This window comes from Bradyrhizobium sp. BTAi1 (assembly GCF_000015165.1).
Classification (GTDB): domain Bacteria; phylum Pseudomonadota; class Alphaproteobacteria; order Rhizobiales; family Xanthobacteraceae; genus Bradyrhizobium; species Bradyrhizobium denitrificans.
Genome location: NC_009485.1, coordinates 5,807,081 through 5,830,598, shown reverse-complemented (window position 1 = coordinate 5,830,598; position 23,518 = coordinate 5,807,081). Strand labels below are relative to the sequence as shown.

22 protein-coding genes are annotated in these 23,518 nt (G+C 65.6%); 14 read left to right on the top strand and 8 right to left on the bottom strand.

What is annotated here, in order from left to right; translation table 11 throughout:
• Window positions 1-35: 35 nt before the first annotated feature.
• On the top strand, window positions 36-2,537 hold the full coding sequence (locus BBTA_RS26185) for an EAL domain-containing protein (RefSeq protein ID WP_012045522.1): 2,502 nt from the start codon (window positions 36-38) through the stop codon (window positions 2,535-2,537).
• On the opposite strand, the gene BBTA_RS26180 is transcribed toward BBTA_RS26185, so the two are convergent.
• Window positions 2,491-3,555, bottom strand: a complete 1,065-nt coding sequence (locus tag BBTA_RS26180; protein ID WP_041751623.1) for a helix-turn-helix domain-containing protein — start codon at window positions 3,553-3,555, stop codon at window positions 2,491-2,493. The two genes, BBTA_RS26185 and BBTA_RS26180, sit on opposite strands and share 47 nt — an antisense overlap.
• A gap of 424 nt (window positions 3,556-3,979) precedes the next feature.
• Window positions 3,980-4,225: an Lrp/AsnC family transcriptional regulator gene (locus BBTA_RS26175; protein WP_012045520.1), complete on the bottom strand. Its 246-nt coding sequence runs from the start codon at window positions 4,223-4,225 to the stop codon at window positions 3,980-3,982.
• A 120-nt stretch (window positions 4,226-4,345) separates the two neighbouring features.
• Between BBTA_RS26175 and thiD the strand changes: the two genes are divergently transcribed.
• Both thiD and BBTA_RS26165 read left to right on the top strand, forming a co-directional pair.
• Window positions 4,346-5,146, top strand: coding sequence for a bifunctional hydroxymethylpyrimidine kinase/phosphomethylpyrimidine kinase (thiD, locus tag BBTA_RS26170; RefSeq protein WP_012045519.1), 801 nt, complete (start codon window positions 4,346-4,348; stop codon window positions 5,144-5,146).
• A gap of 62 nt (window positions 5,147-5,208) precedes the next feature.
• Complete coding sequence (locus BBTA_RS26165; RefSeq protein WP_012045518.1) at window positions 5,209-5,664, top strand: ester cyclase; 456 nt, start codon at window positions 5,209-5,211, stop codon at window positions 5,662-5,664.
• Between the two features lie 33 nt (window positions 5,665-5,697).
• On the opposite strand, the gene BBTA_RS26160 is transcribed toward BBTA_RS26165, so the two are convergent.
• A complete protein-coding gene (locus tag BBTA_RS26160; protein ID WP_012045517.1) occupies window positions 5,698-6,747 on the bottom strand; it encodes an AraC family transcriptional regulator in 1,050 nt (349 codons plus the stop codon).
• A 140-nt stretch (window positions 6,748-6,887) separates the two neighbouring features.
• Between BBTA_RS26160 and BBTA_RS26155 the strand changes: the two genes are divergently transcribed.
• The 10 genes from BBTA_RS26155 to BBTA_RS26110 all read left to right on the top strand — a co-directional run bounded on the left by BBTA_RS26155 (window position 6,888) and on the right by BBTA_RS26110 (window position 17,066).
• Window positions 6,888-7,712, top strand: coding sequence for an alpha/beta fold hydrolase (locus tag BBTA_RS26155; RefSeq protein WP_012045516.1), 825 nt, complete (start codon window positions 6,888-6,890; stop codon window positions 7,710-7,712).
• Window positions 7,713-7,744: 32 nt separating this feature from the next.
• A complete protein-coding gene (locus BBTA_RS26150) occupies window positions 7,745-8,395 on the top strand; it encodes a hydrolase (RefSeq protein ID WP_012045515.1) in 651 nt (216 codons plus the stop codon).
• 8 nt (window positions 8,396-8,403) lie between these two features.
• Window positions 8,404-8,691 (top strand): XapX domain-containing protein, encoded by a 288-nt coding sequence (locus BBTA_RS26145; RefSeq protein ID WP_012045514.1) that lies wholly within the window; start codon window positions 8,404-8,406, stop codon window positions 8,689-8,691.
• Window positions 8,688-10,565 carry an amidohydrolase gene (locus BBTA_RS26140; protein WP_012045513.1) on the top strand — a complete coding sequence of 626 codons (1,878 nt, stop codon included), beginning with the start codon at window positions 8,688-8,690 and terminating at the stop codon, window positions 10,563-10,565. Before BBTA_RS26145 ends, BBTA_RS26140 begins: the two co-directional genes overlap by 4 nt.
• A gap of 1 nt (window position 10,566) precedes the next feature.
• A complete protein-coding gene (locus tag BBTA_RS26135; protein WP_012045512.1) occupies window positions 10,567-10,992 on the top strand; it encodes a DoxX family protein in 426 nt (141 codons plus the stop codon).
• A gap of 25 nt (window positions 10,993-11,017) precedes the next feature.
• Window positions 11,018-11,908, top strand: a complete 891-nt coding sequence (locus tag BBTA_RS26130; RefSeq protein ID WP_012045511.1) for a hypothetical protein — start codon at window positions 11,018-11,020, stop codon at window positions 11,906-11,908.
• 12 nt (window positions 11,909-11,920) lie between these two features.
• Window positions 11,921-13,342, top strand: coding sequence for an alginate export family protein (locus BBTA_RS26125; protein ID WP_012045510.1), 1,422 nt, complete (start codon window positions 11,921-11,923; stop codon window positions 13,340-13,342).
• 15 nt (window positions 13,343-13,357) lie between these two features.
• Window positions 13,358-14,047 carry a YoaK family protein gene (locus tag BBTA_RS26120; protein WP_012045509.1) on the top strand — a complete coding sequence of 230 codons (690 nt, stop codon included), beginning with the start codon at window positions 13,358-13,360 and terminating at the stop codon, window positions 14,045-14,047.
• 173 nt (window positions 14,048-14,220) lie between these two features.
• Complete coding sequence (locus BBTA_RS26115; protein WP_041751621.1) at window positions 14,221-15,492, top strand: HlyD family secretion protein; 1,272 nt, start codon at window positions 14,221-14,223, stop codon at window positions 15,490-15,492.
• A complete protein-coding gene (locus BBTA_RS26110; RefSeq protein ID WP_012045507.1) occupies window positions 15,489-17,066 on the top strand; it encodes a DHA2 family efflux MFS transporter permease subunit in 1,578 nt (525 codons plus the stop codon). The genes BBTA_RS26115 and BBTA_RS26110 overlap by 4 nt, the downstream gene beginning before the upstream one ends.
• 165 nt (window positions 17,067-17,231) lie before the next feature.
• On the opposite strand, the gene BBTA_RS26105 is transcribed toward BBTA_RS26110, so the two are convergent.
• The 4 genes from BBTA_RS26105 to BBTA_RS26090 are packed head-to-tail and all read right to left on the bottom strand — an operon-like array spanning window position 17,232 to window position 21,923.
• Window positions 17,232-18,083, bottom strand: coding sequence for a fumarylacetoacetate hydrolase family protein (locus BBTA_RS26105; RefSeq protein ID WP_012045506.1), 852 nt, complete (start codon window positions 18,081-18,083; stop codon window positions 17,232-17,234).
• Between the two features lie 14 nt (window positions 18,084-18,097).
• Window positions 18,098-19,423, bottom strand: coding sequence for an MFS transporter (locus BBTA_RS26100; protein WP_012045505.1), 1,326 nt, complete (start codon window positions 19,421-19,423; stop codon window positions 18,098-18,100).
• 31 nt (window positions 19,424-19,454) lie between these two features.
• The gene (locus BBTA_RS26095) at window positions 19,455-20,999 is read right to left on the bottom strand and encodes a bifunctional 3-(3-hydroxy-phenyl)propionate/3-hydroxycinnamic acid hydroxylase (protein ID WP_012045504.1); all 1,545 of its coding nucleotides are present in this window, start codon (window positions 20,997-20,999) and stop codon (window positions 19,455-19,457) included.
• A gap of 30 nt (window positions 21,000-21,029) precedes the next feature.
• Entirely contained in the window at window positions 21,030-21,923 is an 894-nt protein-coding gene (locus tag BBTA_RS26090) for a VOC family protein (RefSeq protein WP_012045503.1), read from the bottom strand.
• Between the two features lie 175 nt (window positions 21,924-22,098).
• On the opposite strand from BBTA_RS26090, the gene BBTA_RS26085 reads away from it, so the two are divergent.
• A complete protein-coding gene (locus tag BBTA_RS26085; RefSeq protein ID WP_012045502.1) occupies window positions 22,099-22,824 on the top strand; it encodes a GntR family transcriptional regulator in 726 nt (241 codons plus the stop codon).
• A gap of 4 nt (window positions 22,825-22,828) precedes the next feature.
• Here the strand turns inward: BBTA_RS26085 and BBTA_RS26080 are convergent, their stop codons facing one another.
• Entirely contained in the window at window positions 22,829-23,485 is a 657-nt protein-coding gene (locus tag BBTA_RS26080) for a TetR/AcrR family transcriptional regulator (RefSeq protein ID WP_012045501.1), read from the bottom strand.
• Window positions 23,486-23,518 lie beyond the last annotated feature (33 nt).

The following is a 23,518-nucleotide window of genomic DNA, read 5'->3' as shown; positions in this document are numbered from 1 at the left end:
TCGGAATGAGGGGCAGCCGTTTGGCGGGGGCCATATTGCAGGTTGAAGAGTACAGTGCATCAACCCTGACTGAGAGGAGCGAGACTCGCGTCGGCAGCGGCCGCGAGAAGTTGCTTTCGTCCTTATCACGCTACCGCCTCTATCGTCCTGCGGTCATCGCCGCATGTGTCGGCGTGGTGCTGTCGGTGGTCGAAACGGTCGCGGTCGGACGCTGGGAGAACCGGCTCGCGCGCGCCGATTTCGAAGCCGTGGCCGAAGCCCAGGCGATCCTGGTTCAGAACGGCGTCAATGAGTATGTCAGCCGGCTGACCGCGCTGCGCACGCGGTTCGAGTCGGCCAATGACGACATCACGCGTAGCGAGTATCAGACCTTCAGCGCGCGGCTGTTCGAGGCGCATCGCGGCATGCTGCGCCTGGCATGGCTGCCGCGGATCAAGCGCAAGGAACGCGGCGAATACGAAGCGGCGGCGATCACCGACGGCGTTCCGGCCTTCCGCATCAAATCCTTCCCCGATGGCACGGTCGCACCGGAGAGCGACGAATATTATCCGGTCTACTTTTCGACCGAGGCGAAGACCTCCCCGGTCTATGGTCTGGACTATTGGAGCATCCCGGACCACCGGGCCGTGCTCGAGCAGTCGCGTGACTACGACATGATCGGCGCGTTGCGGACGCGGCAAAATCTCATCAATCAGAACGAACGTCCCAACGCCGTGATGATCGGTATCCCGGTCTACGCCAAGGGCACCTCGCGCACCACGGTCGCCGATCGACGCCGCAACCTCACCGGTTTCATTATCGGCGTGTTCGATCTGCCGATGCTGCTGCAAGCCGTGCGGACCAACAATCCCAACAGCTCGGCGCTGGCGATCAACCTGCTTCCGCCCGAGCGGGTCATCAACGCCTCCGGCGTGGACCCGCAGCGCTGGCCGGCTGATCCCAATATCTGGTCGACGACTTTGCGGATCGGCGATGCCGATTGGGTGTTTCAGGCCGCACCTGCCGGCGGCGCGCTGATGACCACGCATAATCGGGCGCTTGCCTTCTATGCCGCGGGCATCGCGACAACGCTCTTCTTCGCCGTCTATCTTGTGCTCTCCAGCCGTAACGCGCGGCAGCTGGCACTCGCCAATCGCCGCGTGCTCGAACTGGCGCAGACCGATGCGCTGACGGGGCTTGCGAACCGCGCCTTCTTCCTGGAGGAGATGGAGCGCATCAACGACGAGAAGGGCGGCCGCTTCACCGTCTTCCTGCTCGACCTCGATCGCTTCAAGAACGTCAACGACTCGCTCGGGCATGGGGCGGGAGACGAACTGCTGGTGCAGGTCGCCCAGCGCCTGAGATCGCAGCTGCGTGAGGAGGATGTGCTGGCCCGGCTCGGGGGCGACGAATTCGCGTTGATCCAGGCCGGGTTCTCGGATCAGCGAGCGTCCGCGACCGAACTGGCGCAGCGGATCACGCGGCTGATCGCCGAACCGTTCCAGATCAGCGGCCAGCGCGTCGAGATCGGCACCAGCATCGGCATCTCGCTCGCGCCGCAGCACGGCCGCGACCAGGAGCATCTGCTCAAGAAAGCCGATCTTGCGCTGTATCGCTCGAAATCCGCGGGGCGCAGCTGCTATACGATGTATGACGACGTCATGTCGGCGGAGCTCGAGGCGCGCAACACGCTCGAGGGCGATCTGCGTGACGCCATCGCGCAGTGTCAGTTCGAGGTTCACTACCAGCCCTTCTACGACGCCGAGACGCGCCAGCGCCGCGGCGTCGAGGCGCTGGTGCGCTGGCGCCACCCGGTCAAGGGGCTGGTGCCGCCCGACAAGTTCATTCCGCTGGCGGAAGCCACCGGCCTGATCGTGCCGCTCGGCGAATGGATCATCGGCCGGGCCTGTGACGACGCGACGTCATGGCCCGACGACATCAAGGTGGCGGTCAATCTGTCGCCCGTTCAGTTCAAGCAGGCGGAACTGTTCGACGTCATTCAATCGGCGCTGGCGCGCTCCGGGCTCGATCCGAAGCGGCTGGAGATCGAGATCACCGAGTCGGTGCTGCTAGAGCGGGCGGCCGAGAACGAGAGCTTCATCGACAAGCTCAAGGGGATCGGCATTTCGCTGGCGCTCGACGATTTCGGCACCGGCTATTCGTCGCTGCGCTCGCTGACTGCATTCCCGTTCAACAAGATCAAGATCGACAAATCCTTCATCGCCAATCTGAGCGTGCGCGAAGAAAGCGCGGCCGTGATCTCCTCCGTGGTGACGCTGGCGCGCGGGCTCGGAATTCAGATCACGGCTGAAGGCGTCGAGACCGAGGAGCAGCTTCGGCACCTCTGCACGCTGGGGGTCAACTTCGCGCAAGGCTATCTGCTGGGGCGGCCAATGCCTGTGGAGCAGCTCGAGCAGCATCTGGAGATCACGCGCGCCGCGCCCGAAACCGACGAGCTGATCGGTGAAGCGTCGGAGGAGGCGGATCCGCGCTCTGCCGAAGTCGTCGCGCTCATTCCCCGGTCCGGGGCGCCGCTATCCTTCGCATCCAACGGCTGATCGGCGAGGCGACGTCGTCCTGCCCGCGGACGGGCGGATGCCGCAGTCCGAGCGTCGCCGCCTCGCGTGCGGCCCGCGGCGTGATGCCATAGGCGGTCTTGAACAGCCGGGTGAAATGCGCGTCGGTGCCGAGCTGCCACCGCCGTGCCACTTCGCTGATGCGCACAGTGCGGGATCCGGTCGCGGCGAGATCGAAAAACGCACGGTGCAGCCGACGGCTGCGGATATAATCGGCGATGCCGCCGAGCGGCGCGAACAGCCGATAGAGCGAGGCCCGCGATAGGCCGAAATGCGAGGCCACGGTATCGGCGCTGAGCTCGGGGCTGGCCAGCTGCGCCTCGATATATTGGCGGATGCGCAGCAGCGAGGCATCAGCGGTGACGCTGCGATCGGCGGCGCGGCGTTCGAGCTCGCCGCGCAAACAGGCCGCGATCAGCGCGATCGTGCCGTCTATGGCGGCCTGGCATTCGTCCACGCTCATGCGGGGGGCAAATTCGAACAAGGCGCTCAAGTGCCGCGCCAGCAACGGCGCGAGCGCGCCGTCGTGCGGCAGCACCAGGCCATGCAGATCCTCCACCTGCGGCAGGCGCGCGTCGAACATCGGTCGCGGGACGACCAGCGTGATGGCTTCGAACGGCGTGGCGCGGGTTTCCAGTGTCTGCGCCAGATCGAGCACGCAGAGATCGCCAGCTTCGACCTGGATCGGATGAGGCCCTGCGACGCCGTGATAGCCGCCCGTCACATAGAGCTGCAGAATGATGTGATCGACGCCGCTGCGTGCGATCGTCTCGGCCGTCCGTCGGAAACGCTGGCCGCTGGCACGCGCCGAGCCGAGCAGGACCGGGCCGAGCGCATAGGACAAGACGTCGGCGTGAAAGGGCGCGACCTCGCCTCCGGCGAGTTCGTCGACGTCGAAGAACGTCGAGGTGGCCTCGCGCCATGCCGCGATATTGGCCTCGGGGTCCATCTGGCTGGCCGAGAAGCCGTAGCTCGGCAACAAAGATGAAATGGGTTGAATGTCGCTGTTCACGCTGCGCGCCGCCGGCTCGTCTTGAGCTTTCGTCTCAACTTCTTGACCGATCGTCTCGATCGGCTCACCCGCATTGACCCGGTGCGCCAGCACCGTCAATAGAGCCGTATCGCCAAGTTGCTGAAAAAGAAAGCCGGCCGCTTCGACGGTCCCCTATGCCCCTCACTCGCGAAGGGGCCGGCTTTCCCAGCGCATCAGCTGCGCCACGGAGACGTGGCGGGGGATATTCAGAGACGGTCCGACATCGAACGATCGGCCGCAGCAATCGGGACGCCCGGCGTGGGTTTTCGATCAGCTATCGCCCTTTTATGACGAAACCATGCTTGTCTGATTTCAAAAACCTCGGCGCCCGTCGGCAACGACGGGCGCTTTTATCTGCCTGGGCGTGCCCATTTCGGCCGGCGCTTTGCGGCTAGACCGCGCCGAACGCCTTGAAGGTGATGATGGTGTGGGTGTCCTGGATGCCGGGGAGCACCTGGACCTTCTCGTTCACGAAGTGGCCGATATCGGTATCCTTGTCGACGTAGAACTTGACCAGCAGGTCGTAATTCCCGGCAGTGGAGTAGATCTCGGACGCGATCTCGGCCTCTGCCAGCGCATTGGCCACGACGTAGGACTGGCCGAGCTTGCACTTGATCTGGACGAAGAAGGGAACCATTGCCGATTGTCTCCGGACGACGTTTCGGGCCTCAATATAACCTTTTCCGCCGAAGTCGATACGCTTTCTCGACGGCCGGGCGGCTTGTCGGGAACGACCGGCGCGCGCTAGGAAGGCGGCATGAGCACGCCCGTAGCCCTTACTATCGCAGGGTCCGACTCCTCGGCAGGAGCCGGCATCCAGGCCGATCTGAAGACCTTTGCAGCCTTGTCGGTCTACGGCGCCTCGGTGCTGACCGCGCTGACGGCGCAAAACACCAAGGGGGTGACCGGGGTGCACCTGGTGCCACCGGATTTCGTCAGCGCTCAGATCGACGCCGTGTTCGACGATCTCGCCGTCGGCGCGGTCAAAATCGGCATGGTGGCGCAGGCACCGATCGCCGAGGCGATCCATGCCAGCCTGGCACGCTGGCGGCCGGCGCATGTGGTGCTCGATCCGGTGATGGTCGCGACATCGGGCGCCCGGCTGCTGCCCGAGGAGGCGATCGAGGCGCTCCGCAGCCGGCTGATCCCGCAGGCGTCGCTGATCACGCCGAATCTGCCGGAGGCGGCTGCGCTGCTCGGCGAACCCATCGCGACCTCAGAGCAGGCCATCGCGGAGCAGGGCCGCCGGCTGCTCGCGCTCGGCTGTCCGGCCGTCTTGATCAAGGGCGGGCACGGGCAGGGCGCGGAGAGCATTGATTACCTGATCACCTCAGGAACCAGCATCGCGCTGCCAGCGCCGCGCGTCGCGACCAAGAACACCCATGGCACCGGCTGCTCGCTGTCGTCAGCGGTGGCCGCGGGGCTGGCAAAGGGCGAGAGCCTGGAGACGGCGATCCGCCATGCGAAGGATTTCATCTCGGGCGCCATCGCCGCCGCTGATCGCTTCACCGTCGGACACGGCCATGGGCCGGTGCATCACCTCTACCGGTTCTATTGATCGCATGGCCGACTTGGCGGGCCATGCTGCGGTTTCCGTTACTCAGCAAAGGATCTGACACGATGCGACAACTTCTGATCGCGATGACGCTGGCGGCTGTGGCAGCGATGTCTGCGCCGGCCATGGCCCAACGCGCCTACACCCCCGAAGAAGAGCGTAACAAGGCGATCGTGCTCGACTTCTACGACCAGGGCCTCAACCGCAAAGACTTTGCGGCCGCCTCGAAATATCTCGGCACTTACATCCAGCACAATCCGAATGCCGAGGACGGCCCTGAAGGCTTTCGCAAATTCATCGAGTTTCTGAAGGCGAAGTATCCTCAATCTCACAGCGAGATCACGAATGTGCTGGTCGACGGCGATTTCGTCATCCTGCGCGTGCATGCCATCCGTGAGCCTGGCACCCGCGGCAACGCCATCGTCGACATCTTCCGTCTCAAGGACGGCAAGATCGAAGAGCATTGGGATTCGGTGCAGCCGATTCCGGAGCAGTCGGCCAATTCCAACGGCATGTTCTGAAGCCAGCCTGCTGATACGTCCCGCGGACGCAAGCTAGGCCCCGCGCGCGAGCGATTTGTCCTGGCGGTGGCCGTTCATCACGCGCGTGCGGTATTCGCCCGGCGACTCGCCGAACCATCGGTTGGAGGCCCGGAAGAACGTGCTCTGGTCGGAATAGCCGAGCAGATAGCCGATGTCGGTCAGCGTCAGGCGCGGGTCGGCGAGATGACGCTGCGCGAGTTCGCGCCGCGTGCCGTCGACGAGATCGCTGAAGGACAGGCCCTCGTCGGCAAGGCGGCGCTGAAACGTGCGATCGCTCAGGCCGAGCGCGGCCGCAATCGCCGAGCGCAGCGGGCTGCCATCGGGCAGCAGCCGCGCGATTGCGGCCCGCGCGCGGTAGGCCGTATCGGTCTTGACCAGCCGCTCCAGCGCTTCGTCGGCGATGCGATCATGGATCGCGGTCAGCTCGGGGGCTGATGTCGTGAGCCTGCAGGCGAGATCCTGCTCCGATACCAGAAAGCCGTTGAACGGCGCATCGAATTCCAGTGGTGACTGGAAGGCGTTGTTGTAGGCGGCAATCGAGAGCGGCACCGCGTGCGAGAAGCGGGTGGCGAGCGGCGTCAGCGGACGGTCCAGCATCCACCGGCAGAGATTGAGCAGATTGACGACGCCGTAGTCGTAGCGCTGTCGCGGGATCGGACATTCGCCGCCGAACACGTCGGTCCGTACCCAGCGCCCGCCGTGGCCGTGCTCGAGCGTAATGGTCACGGCGTCGCTCACCAGGCACATATAGCGGATCAGGCGCGTCAGCCCGGTCAGCAGGTCGGGGCTCGACATCATGGCGTAGCCCGCGACGCCATAATGATCCGGCCGCGGCGCGTCGACATTCGCCAGCCCGATATCGGGATTGCCTGACCGTTCCGCCGCCAGCACCCACAACCGGCTCAGCGCCTCGGTCGGCCAGCGCCGATCGCAATCGTCGAGATCCTCGATCGACAGGCCGACTTCCGCAAACAGCATGGCCGCATCGAGACCTTGCTCCTTCAGCGTGGTCGCCACGCCACGCATCCAGGACGACGATGTGGTTCGGATCTGCTGCGCCATCCCTTGGCCTTCTGAAGCCAGTCCTTTGGCACCCTCGGATCATTGTGCAGGTGCATATGAGACTGCATAGCACCTGGGATTGGCGATCGCGATACGAAATTTGTCGAAGTGGTCGCGCGGCTGGCGCTCGGGAGAAGATCATGCCTGTTCTGAAAACCAATGACGGCACGGAGATTTACTACAAGGATTGGGGCTCCGGTCAGCCGATCGTGTTCAGCCATGGCTGGCCGCTGTCATCGGACGATTGGGATGCGCAGATGCTGTTCTTCCTCAATCACGGTTTTCGCGTCATCGCCCATGACCGCCGCGGCCATGGCCGCTCCAGCCAGGTGTCCGACGGCCATGACATGGACCATTATGCCGACGATCTCGCGGCGCTCACGGCGCATCTCGATCTGAAGGGCGCGGTTCACGTCGGTCACTCGACCGGCGGCGGCGAGGTCGTGCACTATCTCGCGCGTCATGGCGAGAGCAGGGCGGCCAAGGCCGCGATCATCGCCGCGGTGCCGCCTCTGATGGTGCAGACAGCCGCCAATCCGGGCGGCCTGCCGAAATCGGTGTTCGATGACTTCCAGGCCCAGGTCGCCACCCGCCGCGCGGAATTCTATCGCGATGTCGCGGCCGGCCCGTTCTACGGCTACAACAAGCCCGGCGCCAAGCCGTCGGAAGCCGTGATCCAGAACTGGTGGCGGCAGGGCATGATGGGCAGCGCGAAAGCGCATTATGACGGCGTCGTCGCCTTCTCGCAGACCGACTTCACCGAGGATCTGAAGAAGATCTCGTTGCCGGTGCTGGTCATGCACAGCGAGGACGATCAGATCGTGCCTTACGCCGATTCCGCGCCGCTGTCGGCCAAGCTGCTCAAGAACGGCACCTTGAAGACCTACAAGGGTTTTCCGCACGGCATGCCGACCACGGAAGCCGCGACCATCAACGCCGACCTGCTGGCCTTCATCAAGGGCTGACGCCCGCATCCCATCGCTGTCACGGAGATCCCATGTCGAAGCTCGAAATGCTCACGCCGCAGAACTGTGCGGTCGCTCTGATCGACTATCAGCCGGCCATGTATCAAGGCGTCCAGTCGCACGACCGTCTGGGCGTGTTCAACAACATCCAGATCGTCGCCAAGGCGGCCAAGCTGTTCAAGATTCCGACCGTGCTCACCACCGTCGCCAAGGACTCGTTCTCCGGCCCGTTCATGCCGGAGGTGACCGAGCTGTTTCCCGATCACGACATCGTCGATCGCACGGCGATGAACTCGTGGCTCGATGCCGGCTTCCGCAAGCAGGTCGCGGCGACCGGCCGCAAGAAGTTCATCATCGCGGGACTCTGGACCGAGGCCTGCGTGCTGTTCCCGACGCTGGACATGCTGCGCGAGGGCTACGAGATCTACATCCCGGCCGATGCATGCGGTGATCTCTCGCTCGAGGCGCATAACCGCGCGATGGATCGCGCGGTGCAGGCCGGCGCAGTCCCGATCACCTCATGTCAGTTCGCCTTCGAGCTGCAGCAGGATTGGGCGCGCGCCGAGACCTATGACGGCATGATGGAGATCCTGAAGGCGCATTCGCCCTACGGGATCCAGATCCGCTTCTCAAAATGGGCGCTCGGCGAGCACGCTTCCGAGGGCGGCGCCAAGGTGGCCTGAGGCACGTCATGAAGATCTATCTGTTCTCGCTCGGGGCAGGGCTGCTGGTCGGCGTGATCTACAGCCTGCTTCAGGTCCGCTCGCCGGCGCCGCCGCTGGTGGCGCTGGTCGGCCTGCTCGGCATCCTCGTGGGAGAGCAGGTGATCCCGGTCGGCCGGCAGCTGCTGACCGGCACGAGCCTCGCGGCGGCCTGGCAGAAGGCCGCCTGCGCCACGCACATCTTCGGCCTGCTGCCCGGCCATCACGGCCGGGCAGCGACGACCGACTCTCCTGCACAAGACAAGAAGGCCTCATGAGCGATCATCCCGATCTCATCCTGCATCGCGGCCTGTTCACGACGCTCGACCGTTCCAACCCGCAGGCCAACGCTGTCGCGATCAAGGACGGCGTGTTCACAGCCGTCGGCCACGAGCAGGACGTGATGAAGCTCGCCGGTTCCTCGACGAAGCTGATCGACCTGAAGGGGCGGCGGGTTCTGCCCGGGCTGATCGACAATCACCTGCATATCATCCGGGGCGGGCTCAATTTCAACATGGAGCTGCGTTGGGACGGCGTGCGCTCGCTCGCCGACGCGATGGCGATGCTGAAGGCGCAGGTCGCGATCACCCCGCCGCCGCAATGGGTGCGCGTGGTCGGCGGCTTCACCGAGCATCAGTTTGCCGAGAAGCGGCTGCCGACCATCGACGAACTGAACGCCGCAGCGCCTGATACTCCGGTGTTCCTGCTGCATCTGTATGACCGCGCCATCCTCAATGGCGCCGCCTTGCGCGCCGTCGGTTATGACAAGGATACGCCGCAGCCGCCGGGCGGTGAGATCGTGCGCGATGCGAACGGCAATCCCACCGGGTTGCTGCTCGCCAAGCCCAACGCCGCCATCCTCTATGCGACGCTCGCCAAGGGCCCGAAGCTGCCGTTCGACTATCAGCTCAATTCGACGCGGCACTTCATGCGCGAGCTGAACCGGCTCGGCGTCACCGGCGCGATCGATGCTGGCGGCGGCTTCCAGAACTATCCGGACGACTATGCCGTCATCCAGAAGCTCGCCGATGACGGCCAGCTCACCATCCGCCTCGCATATAATCTGTTCACGCAGAAGCCGAAGGGCGAGAAGGACGATTTCCTGCGCTGGACGCAGAGCTCGTCCTACAAACAGGGCAATGACTATTTCCGCCACAACGGCGCCGGCGAGATGCTGGTGTTCTCGGCCGCCGACTTCGAGGATTTCCGCGTGCCGCGGCCGGACATGCCCGCCGAGATGGAAGGCGAGCTCGAGGAGGTCGTGCGCATCCTGGTGCAGAACAAGTGGCCGTGGCGGCTGCATGCGACCTATGACGAGACCATTTCGCGCGCCCTCGACGTGTTCGAGAAGGTCAATCAGGATACGCCGCTCGACGGACTGCATTGGTTCTTCGACCATGCCGAGACCATCTCTGACCATTCGATCGACCGGATCGCCGCGCTCGGCGGCGGCATCGCCGTGCAGCACCGCATGGCCTATCAGGGCGAATATTTCGTCGAGCGCTACGGCTTTGGCGCAGCAGAGGCGACGCCGCCGGTGAAGACGATCCTGGAGAAGGGCGTCAAGGTCTCCGCCGGTACCGATGCGACCCGCGTCGCCTCCTACAATCCCTGGGTCTCGCTGTCCTGGCTGGTCACCGGCCGCACCGTCGGCGGCCTGCGGCTGTACCCGCAGCGCAATTGCCTCGACCGCGAGACGGCGTTGCGGATGTGGACGGAGAACGTCACCTGGTTCTCCAACGAGGAGGGCCGGAAGGGCCGCATCGAAGTCGGGCAGTTCGCCGACCTGATCGTGCCGGATCGCGACTACTTCGCCTGCGCCGAGGCTGAGATCGCCGACATCAGCAGCGATCTCACCATGGTCGGCGGCCGCATCGTCTACGCCGCGTCCGACTTCAAGTCGCTCGACGCCGCCGCGCCGCCGCCGGCGATGCCGGATTGGTCGCCGGTGCGCCGCTTCGGCGGCTACGGCGCGTGGCTCGCGAAGGGCGATGATGGCGCCGTCCGCGCCCAGGCGATGCAGATGTGCGGCTGCGCCAATGCGTGCGGGGTGCACGGTCACGACCACACACGCTCATGGTCGAGCAGGCTGCCGGTCTCCGATCTCAAGAGCTTCTGGGGCGCGCTGGGCTGCGCCTGCTGGGCGGTCTGACATGACGGCAACATCCGACACGCCGCGGTCAATCGCTGCGGTGCTGGATTGGCGGTGGCTGTGGCCGCTGGCCCGGCTCGCGCTGGTCTCGGCCTATCTGATCGGCGGGGTCCAGAAGCTTGCCGACTTTTCCGGAGCGATCGCCGAGCAGGCTCATTTCGGCCTGCAGCCGGCCTGGCTGTGGGCCGTGATGGCGATCGTCGTCGAACTGATCGGCGCGGGGCTCGTGGTGGTGAATCGGTTTGTCTGGCTCGGCGCCGGCGCGCTGGGCGTGCTGACATCGGTCGCGATGCTCACTGCCAACGACTTCCGGCACATGGACGGCCACGACCGCTTCATGGCGCTCAACGCCTTCTTCGAGCATCTCGGCCTGATCGCCGGGCTGGTGCTCGTTTCCATCCTCTCCTGGCGCGCGCGCCGCGCCTGATCCGTTTTATCTGACCGAGGTCGTCATGATCAATTCCCGCCATCTGCTCGGCGCCGTCGTCGCCACCACGCTGCTCGCCGCGCCCGCGCTCGCCAAGGATGCTGCGTCGCTGATCGGGGTCGGCGCGCAATACGACACGACGCATGTCTACGTCGCGCCCGATGATGTCGACAAGTTCGTCGCCAGCTTCCTTGCGACGTTCGGTGGCCAGAGCACGAAACAAGTGATCGCGACGGTGACGCCTGCGCCGAGCAGCACGACCTCGCAACTCGTGCAGACGCCGGTCGGCACGGTGTCGCTGTTCGGCTTCAAGACGCCGATTCCCTATCCATTCGGCGCGGAGCGTACCGGCTATCTCGTCAACGACATGGATGCAGCGATCAAGGCGGCCAAGGCCGCCGGCGCTGACGTCGTGGTCGCGCCGTTCCCCGATCCGATCGGCCGGGACGCGGTCATCCAATGGCCCGGCGGCGTCAACATGCAGCTGTATTGGCACACGACCAAGCCGTCCTACGCGGCGTTTCAGACCGTTCCCGAGAACCGGGTCTATGTTTCGCCCGATCGCGCCGAGGCCTTCACGCGCGCGTTCCTGCGCTTTGCCAAGGGCAAGGTCGTCTCCGACGAGGCCAAGGCGCCGGGCGTCGAGATCGGCCGGCCCAACGGTCACTACCGCCGCATTCGCATCGAATCGGTGTTCGGCCGCATGACGGTGCTCGTCACCGACGGCCATCTGCCATATCCGTTCGGCCGTGAGATGACCGGCTATGAGGTCGCAGATCTCAAGACGACGCTCGACAAGGCCAAGGGCACGGGTGTGACGGTGCTGGTCGAACCGTTCACCTCCGACAGGCGTGAACAGGCATTGGTGCAGTTTCCAGGTGGCTATGTCGCGGAAATCCACGCGCTGTTAAAGTAGGCCGATCGGCGGATGGCGGTGCGCGTGCGGATGGGGCAGGCATTGACGAGGACGGTAGCCGCGGCGGCGCTGCTGGCGGCGCTCGGGCCCGCCGGTGCGGCTCTCGCCGAGGACGCCGCCACACGTCCCGCGATCCGCACCAATCGCTGGCAGGAGGATTGGTCCGCCCTGGCCAATCCGGCGCTGCGGACCGCGGCATTCGATCCGATCAAGTACATCCCGCTGCGGCCGGGCGCGCCGCAGAGCTACGTCTCGTTCGGCATGACGCTGCGCGAGCGCTTCGAGAGCCTCGATGCGGCGAGCTTCGGCATCGGTGGGACAAGGCCGGATTCGCATCTCCTGCAGCGGCTGCAGATCCATGCCGACGCGCATCTCGACGCGCATTGGCAGCTGTTCGTGCAGTTCGAGGACGACCGCGCTTTCGGCAAGGCCGCTATCACAGCGGTCGACCAGGATCCGCTCGATCTCCGGCTTGCCTTCCTGGCCTACGTCAACGCGACGGAGCAGGGGACCTTCAAGGCGCGTGTCGGCCGGCAGGATTTCGACTTCGACCTGCAGCGCTTCGTGTCGTCGCGCGACGGCCCGAATGTGCGCCAATCCTTCGATGCGATCTGGGGCGATTGGGAGACGGGGCCCTGGCGCTTCATCGGCTTCGTCAGCCAGCCGGTGCAATACAATCTGTTGCATCCGTTCGACGACATGTCGAACGGGCGCGTCCTGTTCCACACCTTCCGCGTCGAGCGCCAGGTGCTCGGCAGCAACGAGCTGTCATCTTATTATTCCTATTATCAGCGCGACAATGCGCGCTTCCTCGATGCAGGGGGCACCGAGCAACGCCACGTGCTCGACATCCGTTTCGCCGGCAAGCTCGCGGGCTTCGACTGGGATCTCGAAGCGATGGGGCAGGCGGGTTCGGTCGGGTCGAAGCAGATTCGCGCCTGGGGTGCCGGCGCGCGTGCTGGCTATACCTTTGCGGATGTCGCCGGGCAGCCGCGCATCGGCCTGCAGGTCGACGGTGCCTCCGGCGATCGCCACCCCGGCGATGGCCGGATCGAGACGTTCAATCCGCTGTTCCCCAACGGCTATTACTTCACGCTCGCCGGCTTCACCGGGTACACCAACCTGGTCCATGTCAAGCCGTCCCTGACGGTGAAGCCGATGGCCGATCTGTCGGTCATGGCGGCGATGGGCCTGCAATGGCGGGCGACGACGGCGGACGCGATCTATGTCCAGCCCAATGTCGCGGTCGCCGGCACGGCCGGGCAGGGCAGCCCCTGGTCCGGCGTCTACGCGCAATTGCGCGCCGATTATCGCTTCAACGCCAATCTGACCGGCGCGCTCGAAGCCGTTCACTACCAGATCGGCGATACGCTGCGCCGCGCCGGCGGCCACGACAGCGACTACATCGGCATCGAACTGAAATACGCGCTGTGAACAAGGAGGCATTCCATGGCTGCGACTGAGTCCCGCATCGTGCCGCTGCTGCTCAGCGTCAATGCCGGCTATGTCGATACCGCGGGTTTCCTGGCGCTGCAGGGCCTGTTCACGGCGCATGTCACCGGCAATTTCGTCACGCTCGGCGCGGCGCTCGCCTTGGGCACGTCCGGCGCGGTGGCCAAGCTGCTGGCGCTGCCGGTGTTCTGCGCGGTGGTGATCGCGACCCGCCTGACCGGTACGCTGCTGTCGCGCAGATGGCCGCGGGCTTTCGAGATCCTGCTGGGGGTGAAGCTGGTGCTGCTGGTGCTCGGCGCCGCGCTCGCGATCCATTTCGGCCCGTTCCATGAAGGCGACAGCCGCGAGGCGATCATCACCGGCATGGTGCTGGTGGCGGCAATGGCGATCCAGAACGCGGTGCACCGGATTCACCTGCCGAGCGCGCCGCCTTCGACCTTGATGACCGGAACCACGACCCAGGTGATGATCGATCTCGCCGACCGGATCTATGTCGGTGACAAGGGCCCGGCGGCGCCGCCAGCGCGGCTCGTGCAGATGGCGGTGAATGTGCTGGCCTTCGCCCTCGGCTGCGGCGCGGCCGCGCTGTTGTTCGTCCGTCTCGGCAGCTGGTGCTTCGTCGTCCCGCCCGTTGTCGCTGCGCTGGCCCTCGTTGCCCGCATGGCCGGTCCGCAGCCCGCGCGCTGAGTTCCCCCGACCGGCATCGGGGGCGTCATCTCATCGTTGCCCAAGATGAGATGACGGAAATTTTAGGTAGGGATCACAAAAGTTATCGATCCTGAAGCCGGGCTGAGGGCTTGCCTGTCCAGAACCATCCCCCATTTAAGAACGAAACAGTATCGTTCTGTTCGGAGCGCCGTATCGCTATGCAGTCGTCGTCCACCACCGAGTCCACGCCACCGTCCAGACCAACCGATCAGGCCGTCCCGGCGCGCGAGCGCGCGCTGAAGCAGTGGCGTGGCGATGCCGCGACGGAGCTTCGTCGCGAAGCCGACAAGGAGGCGCGCCAGCCGGACAGGCCGGCGCACGCACCGGATGGACAGAGCGGGCCGGACGGCCAACCCCGGCGGGGTCTGCTGCGGCGCCATCCCATGAGCGCGGCGCTCGGGCTCGTTCTGCTACTGGCCGCGGCGGCTGGAGGTTATGTCTATTACGACGCGGCTCGCCGTTTCGAGAGCACCGATGACGCCTTCATCGCGGCCCGCCAGTTCTCGATCGCCCCGAAGGTGTCCGGCTACATCACCTCCGTTCCGGTCACCGACAACCAGCACGTCAGGGCTGGCGACGTGATCGCGCGCATCGATGAGCGAGACTACCGAACCGCGCTGGCTCAGGCCGAGGCGCAGGTGAGGTCGGCGGAGGCGGCGATCCACAACATCGACGCCCAGATCGCGGTTCAGCAGGCGCAGATCAGGGCGGGGCAGGCCCAGGTGGAGCAGGCCCAGGCGGCCCTGACCTTCGCCGAGCAGCAGGCCAAGCGTTATCAGGACCTCGCCCGCACCGGCTCCGGCACGGTGCAGAGCGAGCAGCAATATACGTCGCAGCTCGAGCAGCAGAAGGCGGCGCTGACGTCTGCGCAGGCCAACCTGCAGGTTGCGCAGCGGCAGCTCGAGTCTCTGAATGCTCAGCGCGAGAGCGCCGACGCCAATCTCGCGCAGGTGCAGGCGCAGCGCGACCAGGCGCAGCTCAATTTGTCCTACACCACCGTCACCGCCGCGCAGCCGGGCCGAATCGTCAATCTCAGCGCCGCCGACGGCCAGTTCGCCGCCCAAGGCACGGCGCTCTCGATGTTCGTGCCCGACGACGTCTGGGTCACCGCCAATTTCAAGGAGACACAGCTTGACCAGATGCGTCCCGGTCAGCCGGTGACGTTGCAGATTGACGCCTATCCGGAGCGCGAGATCCGCGGCCATGTCGCCAGCGTGCAGTCCGGCTCGGGCCCCGCGTTCTCGCTGCTGCCGCCGCAGAACGCGACCGGCAATTACGTCAAGATCGTCCAGCGCGTCCCGGTCAAGATCGAGATGGACGATCCGCCGGCGGACGTCGCGCTTGGGCCGGGCATGTCGGTCGTTCCCACCGTGCGCGTCAATCCCAAGCCGTCGCTGTATGAGCGGCTGAGGGCCTCGCTATGAGCGGGGCTGCTGCCCTGTCTCAGCCGCGATCCGCCACCAATCCGTGGCTGATCGCGGTGCTCGTCGCGCTGGCGACCTTCATGGAGGTGCTCGACACGACCATCGCCAATGTCGCGCTGCCCTACATCGCCGGTGGCATGGGTGTGAGCCAGGACGAATCCTCCTGGGTGGTGACGACCTATCTCGTCTCGAATGCCATCAGCCTCACGGCATCCAGCTATCTGGCGAAACGCTTCGGCCGGAAGTCCTTTTTCCTGATCTGCCTCGGCCTGTTCACGACGAGTTCGGTGCTGTGCGGCTTCGCCTGGAATCTGAACACGCTGCTGGTCTTCCGCATCCTGCAGGGCCTCGGCGGTGGCGGCATGGTGCCCGTTGCGCAATCGATCCTCGCGAGCTCGTTCCCGCCAGCCAAGCGTGGCCAAGCCTTTGCACTGTTCGGAGTCGCCGTCGTCGTGGCGCCGGTGGTCGGTCCGACCCTTGGCGGCTATCTCTCCGACAACGCGTCCTGGCACTGGTGCTTCCTGATCAACGGTCCGGTCGGCGTCGCCGCGATGCTGCTGATCGGATTGATCCTGCAGGAGCCCGCAAGTGAGCCTGGCAAGCAGCAGAATGAGGGGTTCGATGTCATCGGCTTCGTGCTGGTGGCGACCTTCCTCGGCGCGCTGGAACTGATGCTCGATCGCGGCCTGGAGGACGACTGGTTCGATTCGCGCTTCATCATCGCCACAGCGGCGGTCTGCGCCGCTGCCTTCGTTGCGATGATCCCGTGGGAGATGAATCACAAGAATCCCACGGTGGACGTGCGCATGCTGGCGTCGCGCCAGTTCGGCGCGAGCTTCCTGGTGATGCTGGCGACCGGCGCCATCCTGCTCGGTACCACCCAGATGCTGCCGCAGATGGTGCAGCAGGATTTCGGCTATACCGCGACCTGGGCCGGTCTCGTGCTGTCGCCGGGCGGCCTCGTCACCATGGTGATGATGTTCGTCGTCGGGCGCCTGTCGGGCAAGGTGCAGCCGAAATACATGATCATGGCCGGCGCCACGATTGTCGCGCTGGCCATGTATGATCTCACTCGCGTCTATGCCGATGTCGGTTTCTGGTTCTTCGCCGATTCGCGCATGCTGGTCGGAATCGGGCTGCCGCTGATCTTTCTCTCGATCACCACGGCGTCCTACAATGGCATCCCGCCCGAGAAGACCGACCAGGCGTCGGCGCTGATCAATGCCGCGCGCAACACCGGCGGCTCGATCGGCGTCTCGCTCGCCGCCAACATCCTGTCGCATCGGGCCCAATTCCACCAGAACCGGCTAGTGGAGACCGTGATTCCGTCGAACCCGGCCTATCAGGACACTCTGCATCAGATGACGAACTACTTCACCGCCCATGGCAGCTCGCTCGTCCAGGCGCAGCAGCAGGCGATCGCATGGATCGGCCAGACCGTACAGATGCAGTCGTCGCTGCTCGCTTATGTCGACGTCTACTGGGCCTTGATGCTGATTTCGCTGTCGGCGATTCCGCTGGCGCTCACCTTGCGCAAGGTCAAGCTCGGCGGCGGCCCGGCCATGGCACATTGAGGAGCGCGACTACGGTGGTGATGAACAGGCCCTCTCCCACAAGGGGCGAGGGCGCTGCATTGTACAGTGCGCCGGACGGCTCGTTGGTCCGGAGTATCTCTCTGCCAGGCGGGGCACGCTGCCGCTTGGCGGCGGCTTTGCCTACCCGACATGATCACGTCGCGCTCAGGCCTGTTCGTCCGCGATGCCGTTGCGCAACAGGCCGATACGGTCGATTTCGACCTCGACGACGTCGCCGGGCTTCATCCAGAGCGGGGGCGTGCGGCGGGAGCCGACGCCGCCGGGCGTACCGGTGGCGATGACGTCGCCCGGCTCGAGCCGGGTGAAGGACGAGCAATATTCGATCTGGCGCGGGATATCGAAGATCATCTGGCTGATCGTCGCCTCCTGCACCACCTCGCCATTGAGCCGGGTCTGCAGCTTGAGCGGGCCGAGATCGTCGATCTCGTCCGATGTGACCATCCAGGGGCCGAAGGCGCCGGTGTCGGGGAAGTTCTTGCCCGGTGTGAACTGATGGGTGTGGCGCTGGAAGTCGCGCACGCTGCCCTCATTGTAGCAGGCATAGCCGGCGATGTGCTGGAAGGCCTCGCTGCGCGGAATATAGCGGCCGGGCTTGCCGATGATCACGGCGAGCTCGCCCTCGAAATCGAGATCGGTCGAGACGCGCGGTCGAATGATATTGCGGAGGTGCCCGGTCTGGCTGTTGGCGAAGCGGCCGAACACCGTGGGATTCTCGACCTCCGAGCGACCGGTCTCCTTGCGGTGGGTCTCGTAGTTCAAGCCGATGCACAGGATCTTGTCCGGGTTCGGGATCACCGGCAGGAAGGTGATCGCTGAGAGCGCATGCCGTGTGGCCTTGGCCGCCGCAGCCGCCGCCTCCGTCAGCGCGTTGGCCGCGATCGCCGATTTCAGGTCTGGGAAGCGGTCGCGCAGGAGGGCCCCGAGATCGGCGATCTCGTCACCTTCGACCAGTCCCCAGGACGGCGCGTCGTGAATTGTGAAGCTTGCAAATTTCATCTGATGTCCTTTGGTCAGGTCGAGGCCGCCGCGACGGCGGAGGAGGAAGACGGGTCCTGCGTCGTCCTCGCGAAGCGCGCAATCGTGCGCTCCGGGAAGATCAGCGCAAAGGCCGAGATAGCGCCGGTGATCAGCACGCTGGCGGTGAAGGTCATGGCATGGGCATAGCCGAGCGGGACGTTGCTGCCGGCCTCGCCGACGATCCAGCCGGTGAGCGCGTTGGAGACCAGCGCCGAGGCAGCATTGCCGGAGTAGATCACGACGATCAGCCGGCCGCGCTGCACGGCGGGCGCGATCGCGCCGAGCGCAACCGGGCCGAAGATCGTAGTGAGGCTGGGCGCGGCGAACGCGATCGCGACGCAGGCGAGCTGCAGCGGGCCTGTCGTGACGATGCTGAGCAGCAGCGCGCATCCGGCGGCGAGCAATGCCAGACCCGAGGCATGGCCGAGGCAGGCGCGCAGGCTGAACCCCTTGCGCTGCAGATATTGCGTCAGCCAGGAGCCGCCGAGCAGCAGCGGCGACTGGAACAGATAGATGCCCGAGATGACCCAGCCGACGTCGACCTGCTTGTAGCCGAGCCCGAGCTGCAGAAAGGGCGGCAGCCAGGTCGCGGACATGCCGACGATCCAGTACGACGCGGTGGACATGATGATGACGCCGATCACGGTCGCATCGCCCCACAGCACGCGCACGGGCAGCGCCTTGTCCTTGGCGGCCGTGGCTTCAGGGCCGTGCGCGGCCGAATAGGGGCCTTCGCCGCCGATGAAGAACCAGCCGGCCATCCAGACGAGACCAAGCAGGCCGCAGAACAGGAAGCCGGTGCGCCAGCCGTAATTGACGATGACATAGGTCAGGATCGGACCGCCGGCCAGGAGACCGACGCTGATGCCCTGCAACACGACGGCGCTCGGCACGCTGCGCCGGTCGGCTGGAAACCAATTGTAGCAGGCATGCAGCGCGGTCGGCAGGCCCGGGCCTTCGCCGGCACCGAGGATGATGCGGCAGAGCACCAGCACGGCGATCGAGCTCGAGAAGAAGATCGGGAGCTGCGTCGCCGACCACACGCCGGCCATGATCAAGAGCAGCCATTTCACCGGAAAACGTCCGACGACGAACATGCCAACCGCCATGCCGGACAGCGAGAACAACAGAAAGAAGCTGCTGCCGATCAGGCCGAACTCCTTCGGGCTCAAGCCCAGTTCCTTCATCATCGGCACGGCCGACAGGCCGAACACCAGCTTGTCGAAGAAGTTGAGCGTCTGGAACAGGAACAGCATGATGAGGACGGCGATCGCACGTCCTCCCATCAGTCCGCTTCTGGCCTCGGTTGATGTCGTCATGGCGCTTCCCCGTTTGATATTCTTGTTGTGATTAGTTCAGTCGTTCGGTCAGCTCGCTCAGCAGTGCCGCGAGTTCCGGCGTGTCCTTGGCGACGCCGTAAACATAATGGTCGGGCCGGACCAGCGCGGCGCTGCAGCCGTGGCGCTCGAACCAGCGTGCGACCACGCCGCTTTCTTCGGGCAGGCCGCTGCCGCCGATACTGACCGTATGGATGCCGGCCGCGCCGGTTGCAGCATCGCTCGCGCGGAGCTCGCTGCGTCCGTCGAGGATCAGCCGCCATCCGGCGCCGGCCAACCGATCGAGCAGGGCCCGTTCGCCGTCGCACAGAATCCAGGGCTGCGGAAACAGCGTGCCGTTGGCCGCGTTCGGCTTGGTCGCCAGCAGGCCGGTGGTCAGCGGCGGCACGATCTCCTGACGGGTGATGGTGCGCGGCACGCCGCCGCCCTCGGCGAGGATGCGCGCATCGCGGGCCGCGGCGGCTGCCGGATCCTGCTCGCAGATGACGCGGCCGATCGCCTTGATGCGGGTGGTGAGCTCGCGCACATGGGTGCTGCGCTCGGCCTCATAGCTGTCGAGCAACGTTTCGCGCGACTGTCCGCGCAGCACGCGGCTGAGCTTCCAGCAGAGATTGGCGGCATCGCGCAGCCCCTGGCACATGCCCTGGCCGATGAAGGGCGGCTGCTGATGCGCGGCGTCGCCCGCGAGCAGCACGCGGCCCTGGCGCCAGCGGCTCGCGACCAGCGCATGGAAGCGGTAGCTCGCCGCGCGCCAGAGTTGGCCGTCTTGCGGCGCGAGCCAGGGCGACAGCAGCTGCCAGACGTGCTCCGGCTGCGCCATCGCATGGCGGTCTTCGCCCGGCCGCAGCATGATCTCGAAGCGCCGATGGTTGCCGGGGCCGAGAATGTAGGTGGTCGGGCGCGCCGGATTGCAGAATTGGGCCGCGGTTGCCGGCAGCTTGCGCACGCCGCTGTCGTTGACCCTGATGTCGACGACCAGCCAGGGTTCGTCGAAGTCGAGATCATCGAAGGTGATGCCGAGCTTCTGGCGCACGGTGCTGGAAGCGCCGTCGCAGGCGATGACGTAGTCGGCCGTGACCTCGCGCGTGGCGCCGTCCTCGCGTGTCAACACGACGGTGGCGGCGTTCGCGTCCTGGCGGATGTCGACCAGGGTCGTGCCGAGCTCGACCGTCACGGACGGAAGGCCGGCGACATAGTCGCGCATCACCTGCTCGACCGGCGGCTGCGTGAACACCATGCTCGGCGTGTAGCCGAGCGGGTAGGGCTCACCGATCATGTCGATGCGCCGGATCAACTGGCCCTGGGCGCCGAAATGCTCCGATGCCGGAAACGGCGCGACGTAGCGGCTCACCTGCTCGGCGATGCCGAGATTGTCGAACAGCCGCATGATCTCATGATCGAGCGCGATCGCGCGCGGCTTGTCGTAGATCTCGCGGGCGCGGTCGATCGCGAGCGTCGTGATGCCGTCGCGGCCGAGCAGGCTCGCCGCGATGGCGCCGGTCGGACCGAAGCCGACGATGACGACCTGATAATGGTTTGCGTCTGACATGAATGACATGAGTCCCGGCGCTCTCGGCGTGAAGAAGGATCAGGCGGCGAAGCCGACCGCGAGCTGCGCGGCCTTGACGTGTTCGGCCTTGGGCGGCGCGATGCCCCATTGATCGGTGCGGCCGGGCGGCCAGACCCAATGCTCGGGCCCGCGCACGACATAGTCGTCGTCGACCTGCAGCACCTCGGCGGTGTATTCGATGACGGTGCCGACGGGATCGATGAAATAGGCAAACACATTGTCGCCCGGGCCATGGCGGCCGACGCCCCAGGCGATCGGATAGCCGGCATCGATCATGCGGCCCGATCCGCGCATCACGCCCTCCCAGGTCGGCATCAGGAAGGCGACGTGGTTGAGTCCATTGACCTTGGCCGCGGCGATCACGACAGCATGGTGGTCGGAATTGCAGCGAACGAACGCCATCGCCGCCGAGCGGTCGGTCAGCTTGAAGCCGAGCGCCCGCGCGTAGAATGCGGCGGTGCGATCGACATCGGTGCTGTTGAGATTGACGTGGGCCAGCCGCTCGGGGAGCTCAGGCCGTGACGGCCTGGCATCGTGCCTGATATCGCCATGGACAAAGCGCAGCAGGCCGCCCTCGGGGCTGCGGAGCGTCATGATCGTCCCGCCGTCGGGCGCCATATTCGCCGCCGGCGCGGCGATCAGCGTCGCGCCTTGTTCAATGGCATTGCGAGAGATCGCCTCGAAGTCATCGGCGTCGGCAACGCGGAAGGTCACCGCTCTCAGCTCGGTGCGCGCGCTCCGATGCAGCGCGACGACGTGATGATCGCGTCCCGTTGCGCGTAGATAGACGACGCCACCTGCCGTCCCGACGCGCTCCAGCCCCCAGACCTCCCGATAGAACGCTTCCGAGCGTGCGAGATCGGGCGTGCCGAGATCGACGCTGCGCAGAGCCGTGACCGGAAACCGGGTCATGAGCGTGTCCTCCCGCGCAATCACCTCAGGCGACGCGCCATGTTTCTTATGCCGTGGGCCAGCGAGCCGGCTGGAGCGTTTTATTACATAAAAAATCGAAATCAACCAGAATTTATAAATTTTACGTTCTCGGATCGGGCTCTATATATGTTGCGCGATTCAGAGGAGATCGAACGTGGACGCAGCGGTAGCTGTCGAGGGGCAGGTCCCGGCGACCCAGGCAAGCCATGTCTATGATCGGCTGCGCGAGGACCTACTGTCCGGGCGGCTTGCACCGTCGCGCAAGCTGCAGATGCGTTTCCTGACCGAGACCTATCAGACCGGGCAGACACCGCTGCGCGAGGCGCTCAACCGGCTGACAGCTGACGGCTTGGTCGAGGTGCGCGAGCAGCGCGGCTTCTACGTCAAGGACATCAGCCGCGCCGAGCTCGCCGAACTGACCAAGACGCGCTGCTGGGTCGAGGCGCTGGCATTGCGCGAGTCGATGGCGGCGGCGACGCCGCAATGGGAGGAGCAACTGGTGCTGGCCCAGCATCGCCTCAGCCGGGCGCCGCGCTCGCTCAATGCCACCGCGTTCGAGGACAATCCGGAGTGGGAGCGGCTGCACCGCATCTATCACCGCGTCCTGATTTCGAACTGCGGCTCGCAATCCCTGATCGGCTTCTGCGGCCAGCTCGCCGACCAGCTCTACCGCTATCGGCGGCTGTCGATCCGCAAGGCGTTTCCGTCACGCGCGGTCGGCGACGAGCACGCTGCGATCGTCGAGACGGTCCTGAACGGGGATATCGAGCGCGCGGTGCAGCTGTTGACGGCGCACTACCAGCGCACCGCCGACGTCATCCTGCAGGACGAGACCATCTTTCCGGAGCTGCGAGACCGCGGCCCCGGGAAAGGTGAGTAGTTGCTCACGTTGATGCGGCCAGGAAGAAGTCGACGCGCTCTTCGACATAGGTCTGCGCTTCCTTCTTCAGCGCGCGCACGTCCTCACCGAGCAGGGCGCGAAACAGCATGGAGAAGACTGCGAGGTCGATGAAGATCCTTGCGGTCTCCTCGATCCGCTCCGCCGCGAACGCGCCCCTGCCGTACAGCCCCTCTGCCCGCGCCAACTCGGCGATGACATGGCCGACATTGCGCGTGGCGCGCTGGCGCGCCGAATCCTGGACTTCCAGCGTGAGGTCGGGAAAGCGCGGACTCTCGGCAATGGCCGTGCGCATCAGGCCGATCGTCTCGTCCGCAAAGGCGCGTTCGATCAGCGTCACAGCGAGGTTGACGAGCCGCGCGCGGAAGGTGCGGCCCTGCGGCACCAGATTCTCATATTGTGTGTTGTTCGCGGCCTGACGGCCGATGACCGCCGCGAACAGCGCCGCCTTGCTGGGGAAGCGCGCATAGATCGTGGGCTTTCCGGCGCGGGCGGTCTGCGCGATCACGTCGACGCTCGCCCCTTCGAAGCCATGGGCCAGGAACACCGTCTTGGCGGCATCGAGAATGCGCTCCTCGACCTCGCCAGCCCGTTCGAGCGGCGGCCGCCCGACCTTGCCACGCGCCGTCTTGGGAACTGCCATCCGATCTGCCATCGCTTTCTATCGAGCTCGTTG